The following is a 19,880-nucleotide window of genomic DNA, read 5'->3' on the forward strand; positions in this document are numbered from 1 at the left end:
ATGGTGCATCAGTTTGCCCGTCGCTGATCTGATCATGATGTCGAGCGATATCCGTTCAGAGCAAAGGTGGTTTCCGAATGACCAGTGGCCAGACTCCCTCGGTCACCGAAGCGACGCTCACCGACATCGCCACCAACGGCATCTGGGGCCCGGGCCACAGCGTCAGCGAGGCCGTCGTCGACGTGTCCCGGGCGCTGCTCGCCTCCCTCCAGGGCGAGGAGGGCGTCGAACTCCCGGCGGAGCTTGCGGAGCTGGTGGCCGCGGTGCGGCGGATCGCCACGATCGCACTTCCCCGCATCACCGCGCACGACGGTGTCCGGCTGTCGGCGTTCAGCATCAAGCTGAAGGACGCCGCCCCGCGCCCCGTGGTGATCGTGCCCGCCGGGTGGAACCCGTACGGCTGGCTGCCGTTCCTCTACGCCTACCTCAAGCTGGCGCAGCGCGGCTACCACGTGCTCGCCTACTCCCCGCGCGGCATCGGCATCAAGGGCTGGCTGTCGACGTCCGAGGGCTTCGTCAATGTGGCCGGGCCCGACGACTGGGCCGACGGCTCTTCCGTGATCGACTACGCGCAGGAGGCCCTCGAACCCAGCCGGATCGGCTTCCTCGGTGAGTCCTACGGCTCCGGGATCAGCCAGCTGGTCGCCGCGCACGACCCGGCCGGCCGCGTCTCCACCGTGGTCGCGCTGAGCACCTGGGGCAACCTCGCCACCAGCCTGTACAACAACGGCACCCGGCACCTGGCGGCCGTGGAGGCGCTGATCGCCTTCACCGGCGGCCCGCTGGAGGAGAAGTTCGACGAGGGCTCCCAGCAACTCCTCAAGGACTTCCTGAGCGGCCGGAACCTCGACGCCGTGGTCGAGTGGGGTACCGAGCGCTCCCCGGAGACGTACGTCGACCAGACGAACGCGCGGGGCATCCCGACGTTCATCTCGAACACCTGGCACGAGACGCTGTTCCCGGTCAACCCGGTGCTCGACCACTTCGAGCGGCTCACCGTGCCGAAGCGGCTGAACCTGTGGATCGGCGACCACGGTGCCCCCGAGGGCCCCGGCCTGGCCGGACTGGTGACAGGCCTGCCGTTCCCCGGGCTGGCGGAGCCGACGCGGGAGGCCTACGAGTGGCTGGACCACCACCTGCTCGGCGTCGACAACGACGTGCCGAACTGGTCGGTGGTGAAGAGCCAGAGCATGTTCACCTACAAGACGATCGCGATCCCGGGCGGCTCCAACCTGATCACCGTCCCGGCGCACCGCGAGACGTACGACTCCTGGTCCGAGGCCGCCACCGGGAGCGAGTCGTGGTACCTCACCGGTACCGGCGGCTCCGGTGACGGCGCGCTGACCGACAAGCCGACCTCCGGGTGGTCGCGGGACTTCCAGGCCGGCGCCCTGTCCTCCTCCCACGCGGGCGAGCTGCTCAAGACGGGGCAGCGGGAGTGGTTCGGCAACCCCAACAAGTACACGCTCGCGGACTTCGAGCGCGCTCAGCTGCTGGTCTGGTCGACCGACCCGCTGACCGGCCCCGGTGAGGTGGCCCGCAAGATCCGGGGCACCGCCACCGTGCGGCTGTCGGTGCGCAGCAGCGTCGATGCCGCCACCGTGATCGCGTACCTGTACGACGTCGCCCCGGATGGCACCGCTCGGATCATCACCCACGAGCCGTACACGGCCACCGGCCTGGCCCCGAAGGCCGACACCACCATCACCTGGTCGCTCCAGGCCGCGTCCTACGACCTGCCGATCGGGCATCGCCTCGCCCTGGTGGTCAACAGCCGCGACCCGCTGTATTCCTACGCGGGCTCGGACCTCCCGGCCCTCACCACCACCACGGTCGGCTCCGTGAGCGGGAGCGAGGCCCGGCTGGAACTGCCGCTGAGCTGACACCCCCAGGGCGCCACCGCCCGTGCGGCAGCCCGCCGATCGGCGTACCGCGGGCTGCCGCACGGGTGCCGTCGGGGCCGGGCGGGAACGGCAACGGCTACCCCGTGACCATCGGGGGTCGGTCCGGCGGACTCCTGAAGATCATGTGGTGGCCGTGGGTCAGGCCATGGACGCCGTCCGTTGGCTGACGATGTCCGACCAGGCCACGCCCCGGATCGCGGGCCGGTCAAGCCCCTCCGCTCTGGGTGAGTTGACGTACCAGGCCAGGCTCACGGCCGACGTCACGATGGTCGTGCGGACCATGGAATGAAAGCGGTGGGGTACGAAGGGCGTGCCCACGCCCACGGCGCGCTAAAGAGCTGAGCCGTCCCGCTACGTCGTGCCACCACCCGTGTCAGAGGGTGGTCGCCAGCCTCATTCCGGGCGGGGAGTCTGGTCCGTGACTGGTCCGGGAGCGCGACTTGGTTCTCTAGAAGAACCCAACCGCCTTCGGGGAATAGCTGCAATGAACGTTCTTCGTCTGCTGGTGGTACAGCAGTTGTACCTATGTTGACCTGGGAAAACGGCAGTTGGTAGGGCTCCTTGGCGGGTGCTGGCCCGGAAATGGTCCGGATCTTGGTTTGCGCTTTCATGGGGCTGCGCTCGGGGCGCTGGCCCTCGGGCAGGACGTACCAGCTCCTCATGGTGGAAGGCAGGAGGACTCACCGATCACACGTCGTCGAGTCCTTCGAGGCGGGCTCGGGCGGGTCCGGTGGTGAGGTTCGGCCCGGGGCACTCAAGCGGGTGCCGCTCGTGGCCGAAGAGATCACCATGGATCTTGGACTGGAAGGTCGCGTGGCCGTGGTCACGGGTGCGAGCCGCGGCATCGGCCTCGCGATCGTGCGAGCCCTGGCGGCCGAGGGTGCCCTGGTGGTGGCCGGTGCGCGCCACTTCTCCGACGAACTGGACGCGCTGGTCGAGCGCGGGGGTGTCCGCCTGGTGCGGGTGGATCTGGCCGAGGCGGAGGGAGCAAGGCAGCTCATTGGGGCGGCGGGGGACCGGGTCGACGTCCTCGTGAACAACGTGGGCGCCGCTCCCGCCCGGCCGGGCGGATTCCTCAGCGTCACCGACGAGCAGTGGCAACAGGCGATGAACCTCAACCTGTTCACGGCGGTCCGTGTCACCCGGGAGGTCCTGCCGCTGATGCTGGAGCGGGGCAGTGGGTCGATCGTCAACGTCTGCTCGGTCAACGCTGTGTTCCCCGACCCGATGGTGATCGACTACTCCGCGGGAAAGGCGGCGCTGGCGAGCTTCTCCAAGGGTCTGTCCAAGGAGGTGGGTGGCCGCGGGATTCGAGTGAACACGGTCAGTCCCGGCCCGGTCGAGACCGATTTGTGGCTGGCTGCTGACGGGGTGGCCGCCACCGTGTCCCGTGCGACCGGGATGACGCCGGAGGAGGTGAAGGCCCGGGCTGCGGGTGCCATGGTCACGGGACGGTTCTCGAAGCCCGCCGAGGTCGCGGACGTCGTGCTGATGCTGGCGAGTGACCGGACGGGCAATGTCACGGGGTCCGACGTCACGATCGACGGCGGGTTCCTGACGACCTGGTAGCCGGTCGGCTCTCGTGTTCCGCCGCTCCGTGGCCGACGTGCAGGACGACCTTGCCGCGCGGGTGCTCCGTCACGAGTGCCTCGCAGGCGGCTCGCATCTCGGCGACCGGTACGAGGCGGTCCACGACCAGGGGTTTGCGGCGGGTCACACGGCGCCCCACCCTCGTTCGCCGCACCCCCGGTCGTTCACAGGGCAGGGTCGGTCGTCTTGCGGCGGATGGCGACGACGGCCGCGTCGTCGTCGAGGTGTGCCTGGACGTGGGCCAGGAGGTCGGCCTGGAGATGGCGCAGGAGTACGTCGGGGTCGTCCGTGGTCCACTGTGGTGCGCGCTCGGTGAACGGGTAGAAGTCGCCGTCGGTGTTGCGTGCTTCGATGACGCCGTCGGTGTAGAGGAGCAGCAGGTCGCCGGGCCCGAACGGGAAGGTCTCGACGGTGTAGTCGGCGATGCCGAAGGTCCCTCCGAATCCGATCGGAAGGTGGTTGGCCTCGGGCACGAGCGGGATGAGCCGGTTTCCGCGGAGGATGAGCGGTGGTGGGTGTCCGCAGCTGATGAGGTGGACGACCGGCTCGTGGTCGGGGATGTCAATCAGCAGGGCGGTGGCGAAGTCTTCGACGGTGTCCTGTTCCGTTTGTGGCCGCCACTGGCTGGTGTCCCAGCGGAACGCGGCGTCCAGGTGGACGGCGAGGCGGGGAAGGGTGGCCTGCCGGTGGGCGGCCGCCCGGAAGGCGCCGAGCAGCAGGGCGGTCTTGCTGATGGCGCCCAGACCGCTGCCGCGCACGTCGCCGATGAGGAGCCGGGTGCTGTGGTGGGCGGTGCGTGCGGCCGCGTACAGGTCTCCGCCCAGCTCGGCTTCCTCCTCGGCGGGGATGTACAGGCCGGCGATCTGCAGCGGGCCGGCGCGTGGGGGCAGCGGCTGAAGCAGCACTCTTTGGGCTGCCTCGGCCACCGACCGCACCTGGTGCAGCTGCTGCTCGCGCCGGTCCCGGACCACGCGGACGGTGACACAGACGGCCGAGACGACGATGAGGGCGGCGATCTGGGCCTGGACGTTGGCGGTGCCCGCGACCCCCCTGAGCACGCCGATCAGCACCTGGGCCGCCACCGCCAGAGCCCCCATGGCCGCCGTCGTGCGGGCGCCGGCGAACGCAACCGTGATCGCCGGCGCTGCCACGAGCAGCGGACCGAGATGGATGTGGGGCGGAGCCAGTACGTCCACGACGCAGACGGTGACGATCAGCGCGAGCGGGATCACCAGCAGCGCGGGCGCATGCGCCGGCTGCCAGAGGCGCCGGACGTCCAACCATGCTGGAAGGGCCATGCCCCAAGCCTTCCACCCGCCTTGGCAAGGTGCGGACGCGGCGCTCCGGGGACCGCCGTTCGTGGCTGTGCGCGACGGGGGGCTCTGCGGGCCGCGGGCGAGGACGTGCACGGTGTGCGGTCCGTCGTGCGCATGTTCTTGTGGCCGGCGACGATGTATCGGGGTGCGAGGGCCCCGGCGGTGCTGATGGCTTCGCGCCAGGCGTCCGTGCCGCCTCCCGGACGCTCTCGGCAGGCAACTCGCGGTGCTTTTCGAAGGCGCCAACGCGCTGGCGGACTCCTGTAACGACATGCAGGTGTTCACGGTGCGCGGCAGGCGGCCCGGACGCTGCTGGACGCAGATCCCGCCTTGGGTGACACGCTCGGAGGGTGATCGTTCAGGACCCCAGGACCGCGCGCAGGGCCGTCGGGCAGCCCTCGTGGGTGAGGCCGGTCTACTCAGGGGCTGTCGAAGCGGTGGCGGGCGGTTTCGATGTCGGCGAGGTGGTGGTGGGTCCATTCGCACATGCCGTCGACCGTCGCGCGCAGGGCTGTACGAGGTTCGTCCGGGCGGGCTCACGCCTCTGCCGCGGGAGTGGCCGGCCGTGCCGCGTAGCGGGTACGCATCGCGTCGCTGGCTGCGGGGCCCGCGGTGAAGACGTAGGTGTCGCTGTCGTCGAGTCGGCGGCCGGTTTTGGCGTCGACGACAACGGGCTCGACTTCCTCACCGCTGTGCGCGTCGACGAGGATCATGCTGCGCTCCGTCGGGGTAAGGCGGGAGTTGCCCCAGGCAGCCAGGGCGACGATCACCGGGCGCAGGGAGCGCCCGAGTTCGGTCAGGACGTACTCGTGCCGGACGGGGCTGGTCTGGTAGGGCCGGCGCTCCAGCAGACCGTCCGCGACCAGGGTCCTCAGCCGGGTGGTGAGCATACTGGAGGAGATGCCCAGGCTCTCCTGGAACTGGTCGAAGCGGGTGTAGCCGTCGAAGGCGTCGTGGAGGATCAGCAGGGTCCACCACTCGCCGACGTGTTCCACCGTCGTGGACAGCGGGCACTCCCGGTCCTCCAGCCTGATCCGGCTTGCCACGGCGACCATCCCCTCGGTTACTGCTAAAGTCGAAGTTAGTGGCTTCTATTTTAGCAGTAATGAGGGGAGCGGCGGCTCGCATACCCGCGCCCCGGATCGGAGCACAACATGACCACGTCCTTCAGCGAATCCCTCGAAGGCCGACGCGCTCTGGTCACCGGCGGCACCAAGGGCACCGGAGCCGCAATCGCCCGGCGGCTCGCCGAGGCCGGTGCGACCGTGCTGGTCACCGCCCGCAGCCGCCCCGACGACGTCGAGGAGGAGACGTTCATCGCTGCCGACCTGTCCACCGCCCAGGGCGCCGCCCACGTCGCCTCCGAGGTGGACGCCCGTGTGGGAGGCGTCGACATCCTGGTCAACACGCTCGGCGGCTCCGAGGCCCCGGCAGGAGGATTCGCCGCGCTCGGCGAGGACGACTGGGCGAGGGAGCTGAACACGAATCTGCTGGCCGCGGTCCGCCTGGACCGCGCCCTCCTCCCACGCATGATCGCCACGGGCAAGGGCGCGGTCGTGCACGTCACCTCGATCCAGCGCCGCATGCCGCTGTGGAACGGCACCCTGGCCTACGCCGCCGCCAAGGCCGCCCTGACCACCTACAGCAAGGGCCTGGCCAACGAGGTCGCCCCGCACGGCGTCCGCGTCAACACCGTCTCGCCCGGCTTCGTCCAGACCTCGGCCGCCGACCACCTTGTCGCCCGGATCGCCCACGACGCCGGCATCAGCCGGGAAGCGGCGCTGGGTCGGCTCATGGACTCCCTGGGAGGTATCCCGCTCGGCCGTCCCAACCGGCCAGAGGAGGTCGCCGAGCTCGTCTCCTTCCTTGTCTCCGACCGCGCCTCGGCCATTGTCGGCGCCGAACACGTCATCGACGGCGGCACCACCCCCACCGTCTGAACCCGCCCCCACCATCAGGAGCGTCATGCACGACAACCAGCCCCGCACCATCACTCCGGACGACCTGCCCGAGGTGATCACCCGCTACCTCGCAGCGCACCGCGCCCACGACACCGCCACAGCGGTCACGACGTTCACCGACGACGCCACGGTGATCGACGACGGCAACACCTACCAGGGAAGCGCCGCGGTCGAGCGGTGGCTGGACCGATCCGCCACCGAATTCACCTACACCATCCACCTCACGAACGCCCAGCAGACCGACACGGCCCACTACATCGCCACACACCACCTCGAAGGCAACTTCCCCGGCGGCACCATCGATCTCCGCTACCGGTTCACGCTGCGAGACGACCTCATCGAACATCTCGCCATCGAACCCTGAACCCGCTCCCACACCGCCTGTTCCCGGCCACGCGGAGGACCCGTCACGATGTCCATGCCGGTGACCACCGGTGGTGGGCCGTCAGCGGGCCCCAGGGGAGTCCCGACGCGGGTCCGACGGGGCGGAAGGCCGTGGCGGAACATGAGCCAGGCCAGGTGCGGCGGGCAGACGTGCCGCGCACCGTCGTGGGTGACGTCCATCTCCCAGATGGGGATGTCCCTGCCCGCCGCCACATGACGCACCTGCTGACGCACCTGCTGACGCACCCCGCCCTCCAGGCAGTGGCGCATGACCGGGATGGGAAGGGGGCGGAGTCGGCTTCCTGCCGGGTGACCCCACGGTCAACGGTGTCATGTCAGTGGCGTTCCGCCGGTCCTGAGGTGAGCATCGCCATCGAAGATCCGAGGAGGGCGAGGGCGTCGGCGTCCGTGCTGCCCGGCTCGGCAGTGCCGATCAAGAGGTGCTGACCGGGCGTGCTCTGGACGTCGAAGGACTGGTACGTGAGGGTGAACCGGCCCACCGCGGGGTGGTTGAAGGTCTTGGGCCTGAGGCCGAATGAACTGACGCCGTGACGGCGCCACATCTGCTCGAACTCGTCACTGCTGCTCCGCAGTTCCTCGATCGTGTCGGTCATCCGGGAATCGTCCGGGTGGTGTCCGGCAGCCAGGCGCAGGGCTTCGACCGAGCATTTCGCGACGCTGTGCCAGTCCGCGTAGAGCCCTCGGGCCGCGGGGTCCAGGAAGAGGGAGCGCAGGGCTCGGCGGCGGTCGGCGAGTGGCGAGAGGAGGGCATCGGCCAGGGCGTTGGCCGCGAGTACTTCGAGGCGGCGGTTGATGACGTACGCGACCGCGGTGGGGAAGGACTCCATGAGCTGGAGCAGGGCCGGGTCCACTTCGTCCGGCTCGTCGGCGGCCTCGGCAGCCGGCAGGAGGCCGGCGAGGCGGTAGGCGTGCCAGTGGGCGTCGGCGTTCAGGCGCAGCGCTCGCGAGAGGGCGTCGATGACCTGGCCGGAGGGGCTGCGTTCGCGCCCCTGCTCCAGGCGGGTGTAGTAGTCGGCGCTGACGCCGGCCAGCACGGCGACTTCCTCACGTCGCAGTCCCGCGACCCTGCGGTGCCCGTAGGTCGGAAGGCCCACTTCTGCGGGCTTCAGACGGGAGCGCCGCGCTTGCAGGAATTCGCCGAGTTCGTACCCGCTCATGACTCGATCGTACGCGGCTCGTTCCTGGGAGTGGCGCACCCAGGAAGTCTCGCCCTGCCTGCCCGGGGTGATCGCCTCCAGGATCAGAGCCTGGGTGGACGAGCACCCGGTCCGGCCTCCGCCGGCTTCATCGAAGGGGTTCTCATGACCGTCCCGTCCATTTCTGCAGGCAAGGTCGTACTGATCACCGGGGCGAGCAGCGGTATCGGTGAGGCGACGGCCCGGCGGCTGGCCGCGTCGGGGCACCAGGTGATTCTGGGAGCCCGCCGTACGGACCGTATCGCCGCCCTCGCCGAGGACATCCGCACCAGCGGCGGGCAGGCCGACCACCAGGAACTGGACGTGACCAGCCTGGACAGCATGCGGGCCTTCGTGCAGGCCGCGCACAGCCGGTACGGCCACATCGACGTCCTGGTGAACAACGCCGGCGTGATGCCGCTGTCTCCGCTGGATGCCCTGAAGGTCGACGAGTGGAACCGCATGATCGACGTGAACGTACGCGGCGTGCTGCACGGCATCGCCTCGGTACTCCCTCTCATGCGCGCGCAGGGATCCGGCCACATCGTGAACATCGCCTCGGTCTCGGGGCACCGCGTCGACCCGACAGCGGCCGTCTACAGCGCGACCAAGTTCGCGGTCCGGGCCCTGTCCGAGGGACTGCGGCAGGAGAGCCGCGAGGTGCGGGTGACCGTGATCAGCCCCGGACTGACCAGGAGCGAGCTGGCCGAGGGCATCACCGACACCGCGGTGCGCGAGGCGACCGAGGACATGCTGAGGATCGCGATGCCCGCTGACGCCATCGGTGCGGCGATCGACTACGCGATCAGCCAGCCCGCCGAGGTCGACGTCAGCGAGATCACCGTGCGACCCACCGCCCAGGGCTGACCGAAGGAGCCGACGGACCGCAGAGACACGTCGTCCGGAGACGCGCCATGGTGACGAAACAGCAGGTCGAAACATGGGTCGAGGGGTATGTGCGGGCCTGGACCCCCAACAGCCGCAAGGACATCGCAGCCCTCTTCACCCCGGAGGCCGAGTATCACGAGCGGCCGTACGAGACGGACTGACGCCCACCGCGCCCCAGGTGCCGACTGCCGCGCCACGCCACTCCAAACGGAAACGTACGTTTGTGTTAAGGCCTATCCGGTGTCTTCGGCCCACGCGCCCCAATCGCCCGGTGGCAGCCTGGAAACGGCGTGCATCGCTCGGCCTTGAGCCGTACGCCGAGAGGCCCCGGCTCGACACCGGGGCCACGCGGGCGGCAGGACGGATCGGGGCCGCTGCCACATCAGAGACAGTGCTCCCCGACTGGTTCGCGCACTCCCCAGCAAGTAACCGTAGCCGTGTGCGCACACCGATGCCGGCACAGAACTGTCATCGCGGCGACGCCGTTTCCGAGGTCTGCCCACACCTATTCGATCTCAGTGGCTCGAAGGTTCACCGCACCGCCGCCTGTACCCACTCGACGTGGGTACGCAGGACGCGGACGAACCGCGGCGGAATTTTCAGAACCAGGCAGGCAATCAGGTGGAGGCGGCGGCGTACGGGATCACTTGGTCGAGTGCGCGGGAGTACGTCCTGACCCGGACAGAGCTCGCGGCCGGTCCGGCGAAGCGACCCTACGACCTCCGGCATGCGGGGATCTCGTTCTGGCTCCACTCGGGTGTCGACCCTGCCGACTGTGCTGGGCGGGCCGGTCACAGCATCCACGTCCTGTTCAAGTGCTACGCCAAGTTCCTCGACGGCGTTCAGGAGCAGGCCAACCGTCTCATCGAGCAGTCCATGGAGGAGTGGGACCGCGTCAGCCAGGGCCTGCCACCTGCCCGGTGAGCTCGGTTTGGTCCGTAACTGGTCCGGAACAGCCGATCTGGAGGGGGAGAAGGGCGGGAGAAACTGGGAGGACCAGAAAATAGCGATGTCCGCGTTCAGTGGGTCGAGCTGACGGCGCCTAGCCGCGATGTCCCAAGGCTGAACACGGTGCGCGCAGCGCGGTACTGGGGGCACTTGGCCTGGATGTCGCCCCCCGGGCATCAGGGGCGCGCGTGAACTCGTCCGCCTGTCGTTCGGCTCTCCGAACGTCGACCGAGAAGAGCTGGCCGCAGCTGTGCCGGGGCAAGCCGGGCGAGTACCTGCGGGCTTCGCGGCGTCCTCCGGCGGCAGGCGGGCCAGCACTTGGCGAACATCCCGATCCCGGTGCGTGAGCCGCTCTGATCGGGCACCCAAGGGCTCCGGCTGCCTCCGGGCGCCCGTCTCGCGGGTTGTCCGCAAGGGCTGACCGCTGGCTCTGGCCCGAGACCTGGCCGTCGGCGCCGATCACAGCTGCTGCATCTGCGTCTTCGACCTCTTCCCGATGACCCATCATGTCGAGTGTGTTGCGATCCTTGAGCCCGTTGGAAAGGGCCTCTGACCTGCGGGTTAGGGCGGTGTGCATTATGTGCGCTGTGGGCGTTAAGGGCGATATCTTGACGCTGGTTTGACGCTCGTGACGCACGTTTGACGCACGCTCGACTGATTTCTGATGGATCGCCAGTACAGAAAGGCCGCCTCCCGTACCAGGGCTACAGCCCGGTACGGGAGGCGGCTTTCTCTGTTGCTGCCGGTCGAGGGGACCCCTGCTCTGTCCTCCATCCCGGCTTCCCTGCCTAAACACGCTCCGTGACGAACGGAGGAAGGGGCAGGGTTGTCTGGCGAGCCGGAAACAATCTTGGACAGCTGCGTGTTGGGCAAGGGTCGGTATGGAGGGGGAGGTGTCGGGCCTGAAGCTGTTCAACACGAAGGGCGGCGTGACCGAGGTCATGCCGCGCCTGGCGGAGGTCGAGGCGGATGTGCAGGACCTTGTCGAGTCGCACATGGAAACGATGCTTGGGGTCTGTTTCCTGGCCGACGAGTACAGCGCCGGGCCGGTGCATGGTCGGCGGATCGACTCGCTCTTGCGTGGCGGACAGCAGCTCGCTGGCGCGGGCGTCGGTGGAGACGTAGAAGGCGACCAGGGCCGGTGCGAGGGCAGCCGCGCGAAGATCTCGTTGAACTGGTCTGCAGGGACACTTCGCGGCACCCGCTTTGGCACCGTCGGCCGGTAGAGCCCGGCACGTTCATTGCGGGGAGGGTCCATCGGGTTGCGGTGCGCGGGCGCGCGTCGTCCCCGGCGGGAGCGGTCCAGCGGGAACGGATTGAGGATCGGCCCGGTGCCGACATCGCGGTGGAAGTCGTAGAAGCTCCGCAGCACCGTCTCGCTGTGCGCGCGAGATGACGCCGCGTTCGGCTTTCCGCCAGGTGCCCACCGGCCGGTCGCGCTCCCCGGTGGCGCGGCGCGATGGCTGGCCCGCGATATGGAACCAGCGCAGCAGATCCAGCCCGTAGGAGCGGGCGGTCGTCTCCGGCCGACCGGCGGCTTGTCGCGGAAGAACGCAGTGACCGCCTCGACCACCGCCCCGTCGGCGTCGACGAGCTGGTGGCGCTCCCACGGGTCGTCGGTGTCGACCGACTGCCCGTCCAATGGCGCGAACATGGCCGCCACGTCTCTTGCCGACTCCTGCGTGGCCGGACCAGCGACGAAGCGGCCATAGGGCCACTGACCTGCAAGAACTCTGTCAGTAGTGGTGTCCCGGCGGGGTCACGGAGAGCAGGCGCCGCCCCGGCCGATCGCGATCAGGTGGTTGCCGTACCAGGCCAGGGCGGGGGTCTCCAGGGTGCGGTACTCGTCCACCGGGGCCGCTGCCGACCAGGTCGAGCCGTCCGAGGACCGCAGGTGCAGTACGCCCTCGGAGTCGGGGAACAGCATGTACAGCGTCGGCCCCGCGACCGCGAGCCGTACGTTGTTGGAGGCCCGCACATCGTCCATCCTCTTCGCGATCCAGCCCTCGGACGAGCCGTCCTTGGGGCGCGACCGTGTCCACACACTGCCGTGGAGGGAACGGGAGTAGCACGTCAGGTTCCCCTGCCACAGGACGAGTTCGGGGGTGTGGACCAAGAGCTGCGAACCGCCGCCGTCGCTCTGCCATTCGCCCTGGGCGTCGCGCCGATGATGGCCTGTGACCAGACCGACCAGCACCGTCCGTAGCGCCGCGTGCAGAGCGGTGCCGTCCCAGCAGAGCGAGACCCCGCCGCCTCCGCCGCCCACGGGGGCGGGCATCGCCGAAACCGCGCCCCAGGACGTGCCGTTGCCGCTGGTACGGGTGAACCACTCGCCGCCGGGGGCCTCGTAGGCGCAGATCAGCGAGGTGCCCGCGGCGGTCAGCGCGACCGGCTCCACCGCGGCCGGACCGGGGGAGTTCGGCAGGGTCCGCCAGGTGCGGCCCCCGTACTCCGCCCACGTCAACTGCTCGCTGTCATAAGGCCGGAACAGGAGATGGAGCTTCCCGTCACGGACGGCGATCGCGGGCGCGGAGGCGGCGGGGCCGAACGGCAGCCGGACCGGCTCGCTCCAGCGGCGCAGGCGTGGGTCGAAACTCCGCATGGACAGTTCCGCCCGGTGTTCCAGCCGGGTCGCGGTGAATTTCGGCACGGTGTGGGTGCGGGCCGCGAGCCGGTCCGTGACGACGCCCCGGGTCGCGGTCAGGGTCGGGACCTCGACATCCGGCATGGTGACCGTCACCCACACCGAGCGCACCGCCTCCGCTTCTCCGGAACCGGTCGAGGAGGTGCCGTGCAGTTGGAAGAGCGTGTCCTCGGTGATGTTGTGGGCGGTGAAGCCGTCCCGGTCGGTGACGGAGATGTCCGCCTTGCCGTAGCTCAGCCGGAAGGTACCGTTCGCCGCCTGCCAGCTGAGGGTGACACTGCCGCCGTGCTCGACGCGCAGGGGGTCCGCGCGCAGTTCGCCCAGACTGAAGGTGGGTGGGAACTTCGGTACGGGCAGCGTGACGGTCTCCGTGCTCCAGGGGTCCTCGCTGGTGTCGCCGGGGACCCGCCAGCGCACGGTCACGGTCAGCTGGGCGCGTCCCTCGACACGGTTGACGGGGACTTTGGCGATCGACAGCGCGAGACCGTTCGCCTTGTCGATCTCGGCGACGCCGCCGGGCGGGGTGAACGTCACCACCCCCGAGGCGGCGACCGTGGCGCCCCACCCGGCCGGGTTGGTGGAAGCTGTCATCCCGGTGGTCTGGGCGGCCAGCGCGGTCGCGCCGGTGCCGACGGGCACGGAGACGGTGATGCCGCCGCACTTGATCGGGCGGGCGGCGCGGCGGGTGAGGACGAGGGTCAGGTCCGCCAGGCGGTACGCACCGGTGGCCGGGGACACCTGTACCGGGAAGGGCGCTGTGGACAGTGTGTACAGCAGTTCCACGCCGGCTTCCGTCGAAGCGGTGGTCGCTGACGCTGCGCCCGGGTCGGCATCGCCCGGTGTGGCATCAGGTGCCGCGATGTCGGTGGTCATGACGGGTCTCCTCCTCGGCGGGCGCGGCTGCACATACGGATACGGATACGGTTCAGAACAGCCATATCCGGCCCCCGGTCGCCACCAGAGCCGGGTCGTGGGCGTAGATCCGGTCGGAGACCGGCGACGGACCGGTCCATGCCGTGCCGTTGTAACTCATGAGCTGGGCCAGGCCGGAGACATCGCGGTAGACGCAGTACAACCGGCCTTCGTGGGCCGCGAGCGAGGGCGGGCCCGCGGGCGACGGCCCGGACGGCAGTGCCGCGCCCGCCACCCACCGGTCGCCGTCGTGGTGGTTCATTCGATGACTGCCGTTGGAGGGGTACACGCAGACCATCCGGCCGTCGAACGCCGCGAGCGCCGGGGCGCCGGTGGCCGCGGCGCCCGGCATCCGGGCCCCCTCGGACCAAGTGGCCGGTTGGTTGTTGAGATGACGCCGCCTCCAGTGCATCGGTGGCGAATCGGTGCGGTCGGTGACCGCGAGGAACAGTGACGTGGTGTTCAGGTCGGCCAGGGCGGGGCGGAACTGGCTCGTGACACCACCCGGAGCGGGTACGGGACTGTCCCATTGCCCGTCGAACTTGATCCGGCGGGTCATCACCTGTGTGTTGTTCGCGCCGCCGCGATATGCGGTCCAGAGCCGGATCACGGGCACGGGCAGCGGCAGGAGCCACTCCAACATGAGCGCGACAGACGGATCGGCACCCGGGCCGAGGGGTTGCTCGACGCGGGTCCACGCGTAGCCGTCGAACGACGACCACACCAGGTCCGATCCGCCGAGCGGCTGGTGGATCAGCTCTACGTACGGGTGGAGCTCGGACTCCGGGGGCTGTCCCGTGGAGTGCGAGTACAGCGCCGGGGCACCGACCGGCAGCGTGCTCCGGATCCAGTGACTGTCCTGCCATCCGAACGTGGCGGTACGGTGCGCCTCCGGGAGCGTAGGCAGCCGCTGCGGGAAGACGAGCGGAGTGCCGGGAGAAGCCGCCGGGCCGATCTCCCCCACCTGCAAGGTCCCGCGAACGATCACCCGGCCCACCGACTCCACGGGACCGGAGACCTGTACCAGCACGGTGAGCGTGCGCTCCACGCTGCCCGCGCCCTCCTGCGCGACCGCCCGCAGATGGAAGAAGGTCGTCTGCCGCAGGTCAGGGACGGTGACGGAGGACTGCCCGGTCACGGGGTGCGACTCACCGTCGTAGTACAGCGTGAGAGAGGTGGCGGCACTCGCGTCCCAGCGGAGGGTGACCGAGCCGCCCTTGGGAACGCTCTGCGGCTCGGCGACGAACGATCGTAGATGGAATCCGAGCGGGAACTTGCCGACGCCCAGGCCGGCGGTCTGTGACTGCCAGTTGGCCGTGCCCGGCGTACGCCAGGAGGCGCTGATGTCCACCTGGCTGAGTCCGACGCTCTGGTTGACCGGCAGGCCCATCACCTGGAAGGTCACACCGGTGTCGGGCCCGAACTCCGTCTGCGCGGGGGCGCCGGGCCCGGGAGCGAAGGTGAGGGTGCCGGCCGACGCGTTCACCGTTCCCGTCCAGCCCGCCAGGCTGATCCGCCCGGTGACGCCGGTCAGGCTTGAGCACAGGTCGTTCTCGCCGGGACCGACCTTCAGCGTGACGGTGAACGACCGGCATTCGACGGGTGCTTCGGCGGCCAGCGAGGCCACAACGATCAGGTCGCCCTTGGCCGGGGCCCCGCTGGACGGGGAGACCCGAAGTGGATCCGGGTGGACGGCGAGATCGAAGTAGAGCGGATCGGTGTCGGCGGCGGCGGTGGCCCGGCCCGACGGCGGAGCGGTCACATGGCGGACGAGTGACATCAGACCTCCTCGGCGGTGGGCTCCGGCACGGCCGCGCTCTGCGCGATCGGTGCCGCGATCCTGATCCGGTCCAGGGTGTGGCTCTCCAGCCGGTCGGTCCGGAGGGCGCCCGTGACGACCAGGTTGTTCACCTCGAAGTCCGGGTCGGCGACCCCGGCGATCGTCCCCAGCGTCAGTTCGGCGGCCCCGTGGCTGCCGCGCAGATAGAACACGGTGGTACGGCGCATGTCGGGCACGGTGAACTCGCTGCGCCCGGTGACGTCGTACTGCACGTTCTCGTGCAGCAGATGCAGGGTCGCGCCGTTGGAGGCCTGCCAGCGCAGCTCGACGTCCTCACCGTTGTCCACCACGGCCGGCACGGCGAGGAAGTCCTTCAGGTAGAAGCCGGGCGGGAACTTGGCGACTTCGAACATGGTCTTTCCGGTCCCCGATCCGTTGTTCCAGTACGCGGTGACGGTCACTTGTGACGAGCCGACCGCCTTGTTGACGGGGATGCGGTCGAGGGTGACGGTCAGGCTCGTGCCGGGTTCCACCACCTCACCGCCGGAGGACGGCATGAAGGAGAACGTGGACTGCTGGACACCGGTGTAGATCCAGCCGGAGCGGTCGACCGACGGCTCCACTCCGGTGAGCGAGGAGGCGAAGTGGGGGGAGTCGGACCCGGCCAGGACCTTCACGGTGATCTCGCTGAGGGTGATCTTCTCGCCGGCGGTCACCGATCCGACGACGGTGATCTTGGCGTGCTCGGTGTCGCCGGTCCCTGGAGAGACCCGCACCGTCTCCGGAACGGTGTCCAATCGGAAGGCCATGCGGCTCTCGGCGGCGCGTGGCGCGCCCGCCGGGACGTACTCGGTCATGGTGACGCTCCTCGTGACGTAGGGGGGGCGGGGTGGCGGGCGGGGCGACGGGCCTCAGCCCTCGCCGTCGCGGCTCGCTCCCGCCGCGTCGTCCAGCACCATGAATCCGCTGCGGATCCGGGGCCGGACCCCCTGGGGCCATACCGCCGGGTCCGGCGCCGACATGGGCGAGCGGGGCCACGTATCGCCGTCGGGCTCGGCCCACGACCAGGTGCCGGTGGCCGTCGCCGGATGCGGGGCCAGCACGGTGTCCGGGCCTGAGGTGCCCGGCTCGACGGGAGCGAGCAGCGGGCCCGCGCGGAAGGCCACCGCCATGGCCGCGACGGCCTCGTCCGTGAACTCCTGCGGTACGAACACCTCTCCCGTCGGCAGGATCTCCGTCGTCGCGTGCACCGAGGCGCGCGCGTCCAGCAGGAGCGTCACCTGCGTCCGGGGGCCGTCGAACGACAGCTTCAGCCGTTCCGCGGTGTCGATCCACCGCAGGTAGCCGTCCTCGCCGTCCTTGCCGGGGTCGAGGGTGGTCTCGAAGTGGTCGTAGTCGTCCCCGTGCGCGTATCCGACCAGACCGTCGTCCAGTTGGGCGGCCTCGCCCAGCCGCACCCGCCACCGGTAGCTTCCCAGCTTCGGTTCCGGCTGGTCGAAGATGGTCTGCCAGTGCACGTCCCTGCGGGCGGGCCCGCACAGTTCCAGGCCCAGTTCGGCCCGTACGAGGGCCAGCGGGCGGCCGAAAAAGTAGGCGAGCGAGGCGTCGTCCGGGCCGTCCGGGTCGATTCCGGCGAGCGAGGCGTCCAGGTGCCGGCGCAGCGTGTCGAAACCGGTGGGGCCCTGCCGGATCACCCCGGCGAGGAAGCCGTGGGCGTGCGGGGAGAGGTCCGCGAGGCCGGCGAAGTCCGGGACGGGCGAGCCCGGCAGCGGATTCCAGTCGACCACCCGCTGCCCGGTCGCGCCGACGACGACCCGGATGTCACCCAGCGCCGCGCCCTCGGGCCCGTAGCAGGCGATGGACCGGTCGAGCCGGTTGTGGATCAGCCAGGCGCACACCGGGTTGGCTCCGGCGGTGACGTCCACCTCCTGGCCGGTCTTGCCGTCCACGAAGTGGAAGGCGAGCCGCCCGGGCTGGAGCAGCCGGGGGCCCAACTGCGCGTAACGGTCCTGCTCGATCTCGCCGACTTCCTCGTCGGGCTCGAAGGTCTCGGGCTTGGCGAAGTCGAAGTGGAGCGGGTTGTCGATGAGGTTGACGGCCCGGCCGAACCGGTCGACGACGGCGAGCCGGGTGAACTCCAGCTGCCCGGAGCGCAGTTCCTGGAAGTCGGTGGCCTCCCACTCGCCGTCCTCCCAGTCCTCCTCGGGGAAGTTGCCCGGCCGGGGCTTGCCCTGGTCGCCGTCGGCGATCAGGTCGCCGAGCGTCCCGTCGGGCCGTAGCCCCGAGCCGATGATCCGCTGGCTGATCTGCGCGGAGAGCCCGTCGAGGCGCTGCGAAAGCTCGTCGGTCTCACGGAGCCGGGAGCGCAGGGAGCGGATCATGTCCTGATCGAGGTCCGTGCGGCCGTTGGCGTACGCGGCGAGGCGGCCCTCCGACTGGTGCCCGCTGGTGGGGGTGAGGATCTGCCGGCCGGAGGCGGGGATGCGGTGGGTGACGTTTCCGCTGCCCGTCCAGCGGTAGCGGGTGCCGTCGAAGCGCCAGTTCTCGGTGCCGTCCGGCTCCTGGAAGGGGATGGCCACGTAGTCGGCCTTCCAGGCCAGGTACAGCGGCTGCCAGGGCTGGACCCATGCCGCCGTTCCGTATTCGGGCAGCGCGCCCTCGGCCAGTTCCAGGTCCAGGCCCTGGGCGCGGGCCCGGTCCAGGATGAAGAACTCCGCCAGCAGCCGGGGGACGAGGGTGGGCAGTCCGGCCGTGTTGACCTGGGCGACGTCCGCGGCCACCGTCAGTTCGGTGACCGGGCCGACCGCCGTGACCAGGCGTTCCTCGGTGCGGCAGGGCAGGAGCGAGTCCCGGTCCAGGGGCGCGTGGAGCTTGGCACCGCGCAGCAGGACGACCGGGTCGCTGGACTCCTCGTACGGGGCGAGCGGGACGCGCTGGAGGACGCGGGCCGCGCGCATGCCGTGGTCGGCGGCGTGCCGCAGCGCCTGGGCGTGGAGTTCGTCCTGGTCCATCGACCAGGGCAGCTCGGTGCGCTTGGCGGTGACCGCGGCGGTCAGGTCGGCGACCTTCCGGGCGGGCGATCCCGCCGTCGCGGGGTTGAGCTTGGCATTGATCTGGTCGGTGAAGAAGGCCGGCTTCTTGTGCAGCCTGCTGAGCGACCAGAGGTGGAAAAGGTACTCCTGGGCGCTCCGTAATGTCCGTTCGAGGGAGTCCAGCTCGCGCTGCGTGGCGTTGAGGTCGGCGAGTACGTTCGCTTCGGCGGTACGCTCGTGGGCCGCCTCGGCGGCGGAGAGCGGGGGCAGGGCGTCCGGGTTCCCGCGGTCCACCACGCGCCAGGCGAAGCCGCCCGGCACCGGGCCGAAGCCGGAGCGGTGCGCGGCCCGCGCCGGGAACAGGTCCCCGTCCGTACGGTCGAGCTGGTCCAGGCAGCCGAGGGCGAACGCCTCGTACAGCCGGGCCTCGTCGGCGTGCAGCGCGCCCGTGCCGCCGTACTGCTCCGCCACCGCGGCGGACGCTTCGGCGGTGGAGTTGCCGATGCCGACGGCCACCTCGCCGGGGTGCGGGTTGGTCCGGGCCGGGACGGGCCCGCCGGGCTTCCAGTCGACTCCGAGCACGCTGCCCGCGTACAGCGAGCGTCCGGGGGCGCCGTAGCCGGGCGGCAGGATCCACTCCAGCTCGGCCATGAGGTCGCGGAACTCGCCCTCGCCGCGCAGGGGGTCGCTGTCCTCCTGCGCGTACCAGCCGATCACCCGGTAGCTGACCCGGGCGTCGGCGGTCACGTCCTCCAGCGTGTCGTGGAGGGAGAAGACGTTGGTGTTGTACGGCTGGTAGACGGAGAAGGTCAGCAGGCCGGGGCCGAGCGCGGTGAGGAAGGGCTCGCGGCGGTCCGACGGCTCCTGCCAGGGCGAGGCGGCGGTGAGCTCGTGCTTGCGGCCGATCTTGGTGGGGGTGGCTGGGGTGGCGTGCGGGTCAAGGTAGGAGACGGTACCCGTCTCGCCGCCGAGGTGGTCGCTCTCGACCAGCCAGCTGCGGATGCCGCCGTCCCAGCGGCGGGTCACCAGCCAGCGGTTGGGGACGAGCGGGAAGTCACCGATGCCGTCCTCGGTCTCCCGGCCGTGGGCCAGGCCGGACGGCAGCTGCCACATCACGTACGCGCCGAGCCGCTCCGGCTTGTCCCGCCAGGGCTCCAGGCCGTCGAACGCGGACGGCTCCGGCGCGTCGTTGCGCGAGGCGAAGGTGAGGAAGCTGGACTGCCAGCGGTGCATCACATAGGAGTCGTCGGTGTCGCGCACCTGAGGGTTCACCGCGAACGCGGCGACCTCGACGGGCACCACCAGTGTGTCGTTCAGCGCCATGG

The 19,880-nt window shown here is 70.2% G+C and carries 15 protein-coding genes and 1 pseudogene; 9 read left to right on the forward strand and 7 right to left on the reverse strand.

All coding sequences use genetic code 11. The features are described from left to right. Positions 1 to 77: 77 nt before the first annotated feature. From ABT084_RS18825 to ABT084_RS18835, 3 genes are all read left to right on the forward strand, one after another. The gene (locus ABT084_RS18825) at positions 78 to 1,883 is read left to right on the forward strand and encodes a CocE/NonD family hydrolase (RefSeq protein WP_351044874.1); all 1,806 of its coding nucleotides are present in this window, start codon (positions 78 to 80) and stop codon (positions 1,881 to 1,883) included. Between the two features lie 148 nt (positions 1,884 to 2,031). Further along, entirely contained in the window at positions 2,032 to 2,193 is a 162-nt protein-coding gene (locus tag ABT084_RS18830) for a hypothetical protein (RefSeq protein WP_351044877.1), read from the forward strand. A gap of 500 nt (positions 2,194 to 2,693) precedes the next feature. Beyond that, positions 2,694 to 3,473, forward strand: a complete 780-nt coding sequence (locus ABT084_RS18835; protein ID WP_351045002.1) for an oxidoreductase — start codon at positions 2,694 to 2,696, stop codon at positions 3,471 to 3,473. Between the two features lie 185 nt (positions 3,474 to 3,658). On the opposite strand, the gene ABT084_RS18840 is transcribed toward ABT084_RS18835, so the two are convergent. Next, positions 3,659 to 4,792, reverse strand: a complete 1,134-nt coding sequence (locus ABT084_RS18840) for a PP2C family protein-serine/threonine phosphatase (RefSeq protein ID WP_351044880.1) — start codon at positions 4,790 to 4,792, stop codon at positions 3,659 to 3,661. A 554-nt stretch (positions 4,793 to 5,346) separates the two neighbouring features. Beyond that, positions 5,347 to 5,865 (reverse strand): winged helix-turn-helix transcriptional regulator, encoded by a 519-nt coding sequence (locus ABT084_RS18850; protein WP_351044883.1) that lies wholly within the window; start codon positions 5,863 to 5,865, stop codon positions 5,347 to 5,349. 99 nt (positions 5,866 to 5,964) lie between these two features. Here ABT084_RS18850 and ABT084_RS18855 point away from each other — a divergent pair, with 99 nt between their 5' ends. Further along, positions 5,965 to 6,750, forward strand: coding sequence for an SDR family oxidoreductase (locus ABT084_RS18855; protein WP_351044886.1), 786 nt, complete (start codon positions 5,965 to 5,967; stop codon positions 6,748 to 6,750). Between the two features lie 25 nt (positions 6,751 to 6,775). Beyond that, the gene (locus ABT084_RS18860; protein ID WP_351044889.1) at positions 6,776 to 7,135 is read left to right on the forward strand and encodes a nuclear transport factor 2 family protein; all 360 of its coding nucleotides are present in this window, start codon (positions 6,776 to 6,778) and stop codon (positions 7,133 to 7,135) included. Positions 7,136 to 7,490: 355 nt separating this feature from the next. On the opposite strand, the gene ABT084_RS18865 is transcribed toward ABT084_RS18860, so the two are convergent. Further along, a complete protein-coding gene (locus ABT084_RS18865; RefSeq protein WP_351044892.1) occupies positions 7,491 to 8,333 on the reverse strand; it encodes a helix-turn-helix domain-containing protein in 843 nt (280 codons plus the stop codon). Positions 8,334 to 8,477: 144 nt separating this feature from the next. Here ABT084_RS18865 and ABT084_RS18870 point away from each other — a divergent pair, with 144 nt between their 5' ends. The 4 genes and pseudogenes from ABT084_RS18870 to ABT084_RS18885 form a co-directional block, all read left to right on the forward strand. Further along, the gene (locus tag ABT084_RS18870; protein WP_351044894.1) at positions 8,478 to 9,218 is read left to right on the forward strand and encodes an SDR family oxidoreductase; all 741 of its coding nucleotides are present in this window, start codon (positions 8,478 to 8,480) and stop codon (positions 9,216 to 9,218) included. Positions 9,219 to 9,265: 47 nt separating this feature from the next. Next, positions 9,266 to 9,400, forward strand: coding sequence for a hypothetical protein (locus ABT084_RS18875; RefSeq protein WP_351044897.1), 135 nt, complete (start codon positions 9,266 to 9,268; stop codon positions 9,398 to 9,400). A gap of 400 nt (positions 9,401 to 9,800) precedes the next feature. Continuing rightward, on the forward strand, positions 9,801 to 10,163 hold the full coding sequence (locus ABT084_RS18880; protein WP_351044899.1) for a site-specific integrase: 363 nt from the start codon (positions 9,801 to 9,803) through the stop codon (positions 10,161 to 10,163). A gap of 917 nt (positions 10,164 to 11,080) precedes the next feature. Then, positions 11,081 to 11,263, forward strand: a pseudogene (locus ABT084_RS18885) (DUF5655 domain-containing protein); the annotation flags it as partial. Between the two features lie 683 nt (positions 11,264 to 11,946). On the opposite strand, the gene ABT084_RS18890 reads toward ABT084_RS18885, so the two are convergent. From ABT084_RS18890 to ABT084_RS18905, 4 genes are read right to left on the reverse strand one after another with little or no spacing between them, the layout of a single operon-like run. Next, a complete protein-coding gene (locus tag ABT084_RS18890; RefSeq protein ID WP_351044902.1) occupies positions 11,947 to 13,704 on the reverse strand; it encodes a hypothetical protein in 1,758 nt (585 codons plus the stop codon). A gap of 52 nt (positions 13,705 to 13,756) precedes the next feature. Continuing rightward, on the reverse strand, positions 13,757 to 15,523 hold the full coding sequence (locus ABT084_RS18895) for a hypothetical protein (RefSeq protein ID WP_351044905.1): 1,767 nt from the start codon (positions 15,521 to 15,523) through the stop codon (positions 13,757 to 13,759). Continuing rightward, the gene (locus ABT084_RS18900; protein WP_351044908.1) at positions 15,523 to 16,380 is read right to left on the reverse strand and encodes a hypothetical protein; all 858 of its coding nucleotides are present in this window, start codon (positions 16,378 to 16,380) and stop codon (positions 15,523 to 15,525) included. Before ABT084_RS18900 ends, ABT084_RS18895 begins: the two co-directional genes overlap by 1 nt. A 54-nt stretch (positions 16,381 to 16,434) precedes the next feature. After that, the gene (locus tag ABT084_RS18905) at positions 16,435 to 19,878 is read right to left on the reverse strand and encodes a hypothetical protein (RefSeq protein WP_351044911.1); all 3,444 of its coding nucleotides are present in this window, start codon (positions 19,876 to 19,878) and stop codon (positions 16,435 to 16,437) included. Positions 19,879 to 19,880 lie beyond the last annotated feature (2 nt).

Origin of the sequence: Streptomyces sp. NPDC002138 (genome assembly GCF_040296485.1) — a bacterium.
In the GTDB taxonomy this organism is placed as follows: domain Bacteria; phylum Actinomycetota; class Actinomycetes; order Streptomycetales; family Streptomycetaceae; genus Streptomyces.

Bases quoted from the DNA above. Each gene is read 5' to 3' on its own strand.
- ABT084_RS18825 (WP_351044874.1), top strand. From the start codon at position 78: ATGACCAGTGGCCAGACTCCCTCGGTCACCGAAGCGACGCTCACCGAC.
- ABT084_RS18835 (WP_351045002.1), top strand. From the start codon at position 2,694: ATGGATCTTGGACTGGAAGGTCGCGTGGCCGTGGTCACGGGTGCGAGC.
- ABT084_RS18840 (WP_351044880.1), bottom strand. From the start codon at position 4,792: ATGGCCCTTCCAGCATGGTTGGACGTCCGGCGCCTCTGGCAGCCGGCG.
- ABT084_RS18850 (WP_351044883.1), bottom strand. From the start codon at position 5,865: ATGGTCGCCGTGGCAAGCCGGATCAGGCTGGAGGACCGGGAGTGCCCG.
- ABT084_RS18855 (WP_351044886.1), top strand. From the start codon at position 5,965: ATGACCACGTCCTTCAGCGAATCCCTCGAAGGCCGACGCGCTCTGGTC.
- ABT084_RS18860 (WP_351044889.1), top strand. From the start codon at position 6,776: ATGCACGACAACCAGCCCCGCACCATCACTCCGGACGACCTGCCCGAG.
- ABT084_RS18865 (WP_351044892.1), bottom strand. From the start codon at position 8,333: ATGAGCGGGTACGAACTCGGCGAATTCCTGCAAGCGCGGCGCTCCCGT.
- ABT084_RS18870 (WP_351044894.1), top strand. From the start codon at position 8,478: ATGACCGTCCCGTCCATTTCTGCAGGCAAGGTCGTACTGATCACCGGG.
- ABT084_RS18875 (WP_351044897.1), top strand. From the start codon at position 9,266: ATGGTGACGAAACAGCAGGTCGAAACATGGGTCGAGGGGTATGTGCGG.
- ABT084_RS18890 (WP_351044902.1), bottom strand. From the start codon at position 13,704: ATGACCACCGACATCGCGGCACCTGATGCCACACCGGGCGATGCCGAC.
- ABT084_RS18895 (WP_351044905.1), bottom strand. From the start codon at position 15,523: ATGTCACTCGTCCGCCATGTGACCGCTCCGCCGTCGGGCCGGGCCACC.
- ABT084_RS18900 (WP_351044908.1), bottom strand. From the start codon at position 16,380: ATGACCGAGTACGTCCCGGCGGGCGCGCCACGCGCCGCCGAGAGCCGC.
- ABT084_RS18905 (WP_351044911.1), bottom strand. From the start codon at position 19,878: ATGGCGCTGAACGACACACTGGTGGTGCCCGTCGAGGTCGCCGCGTTC.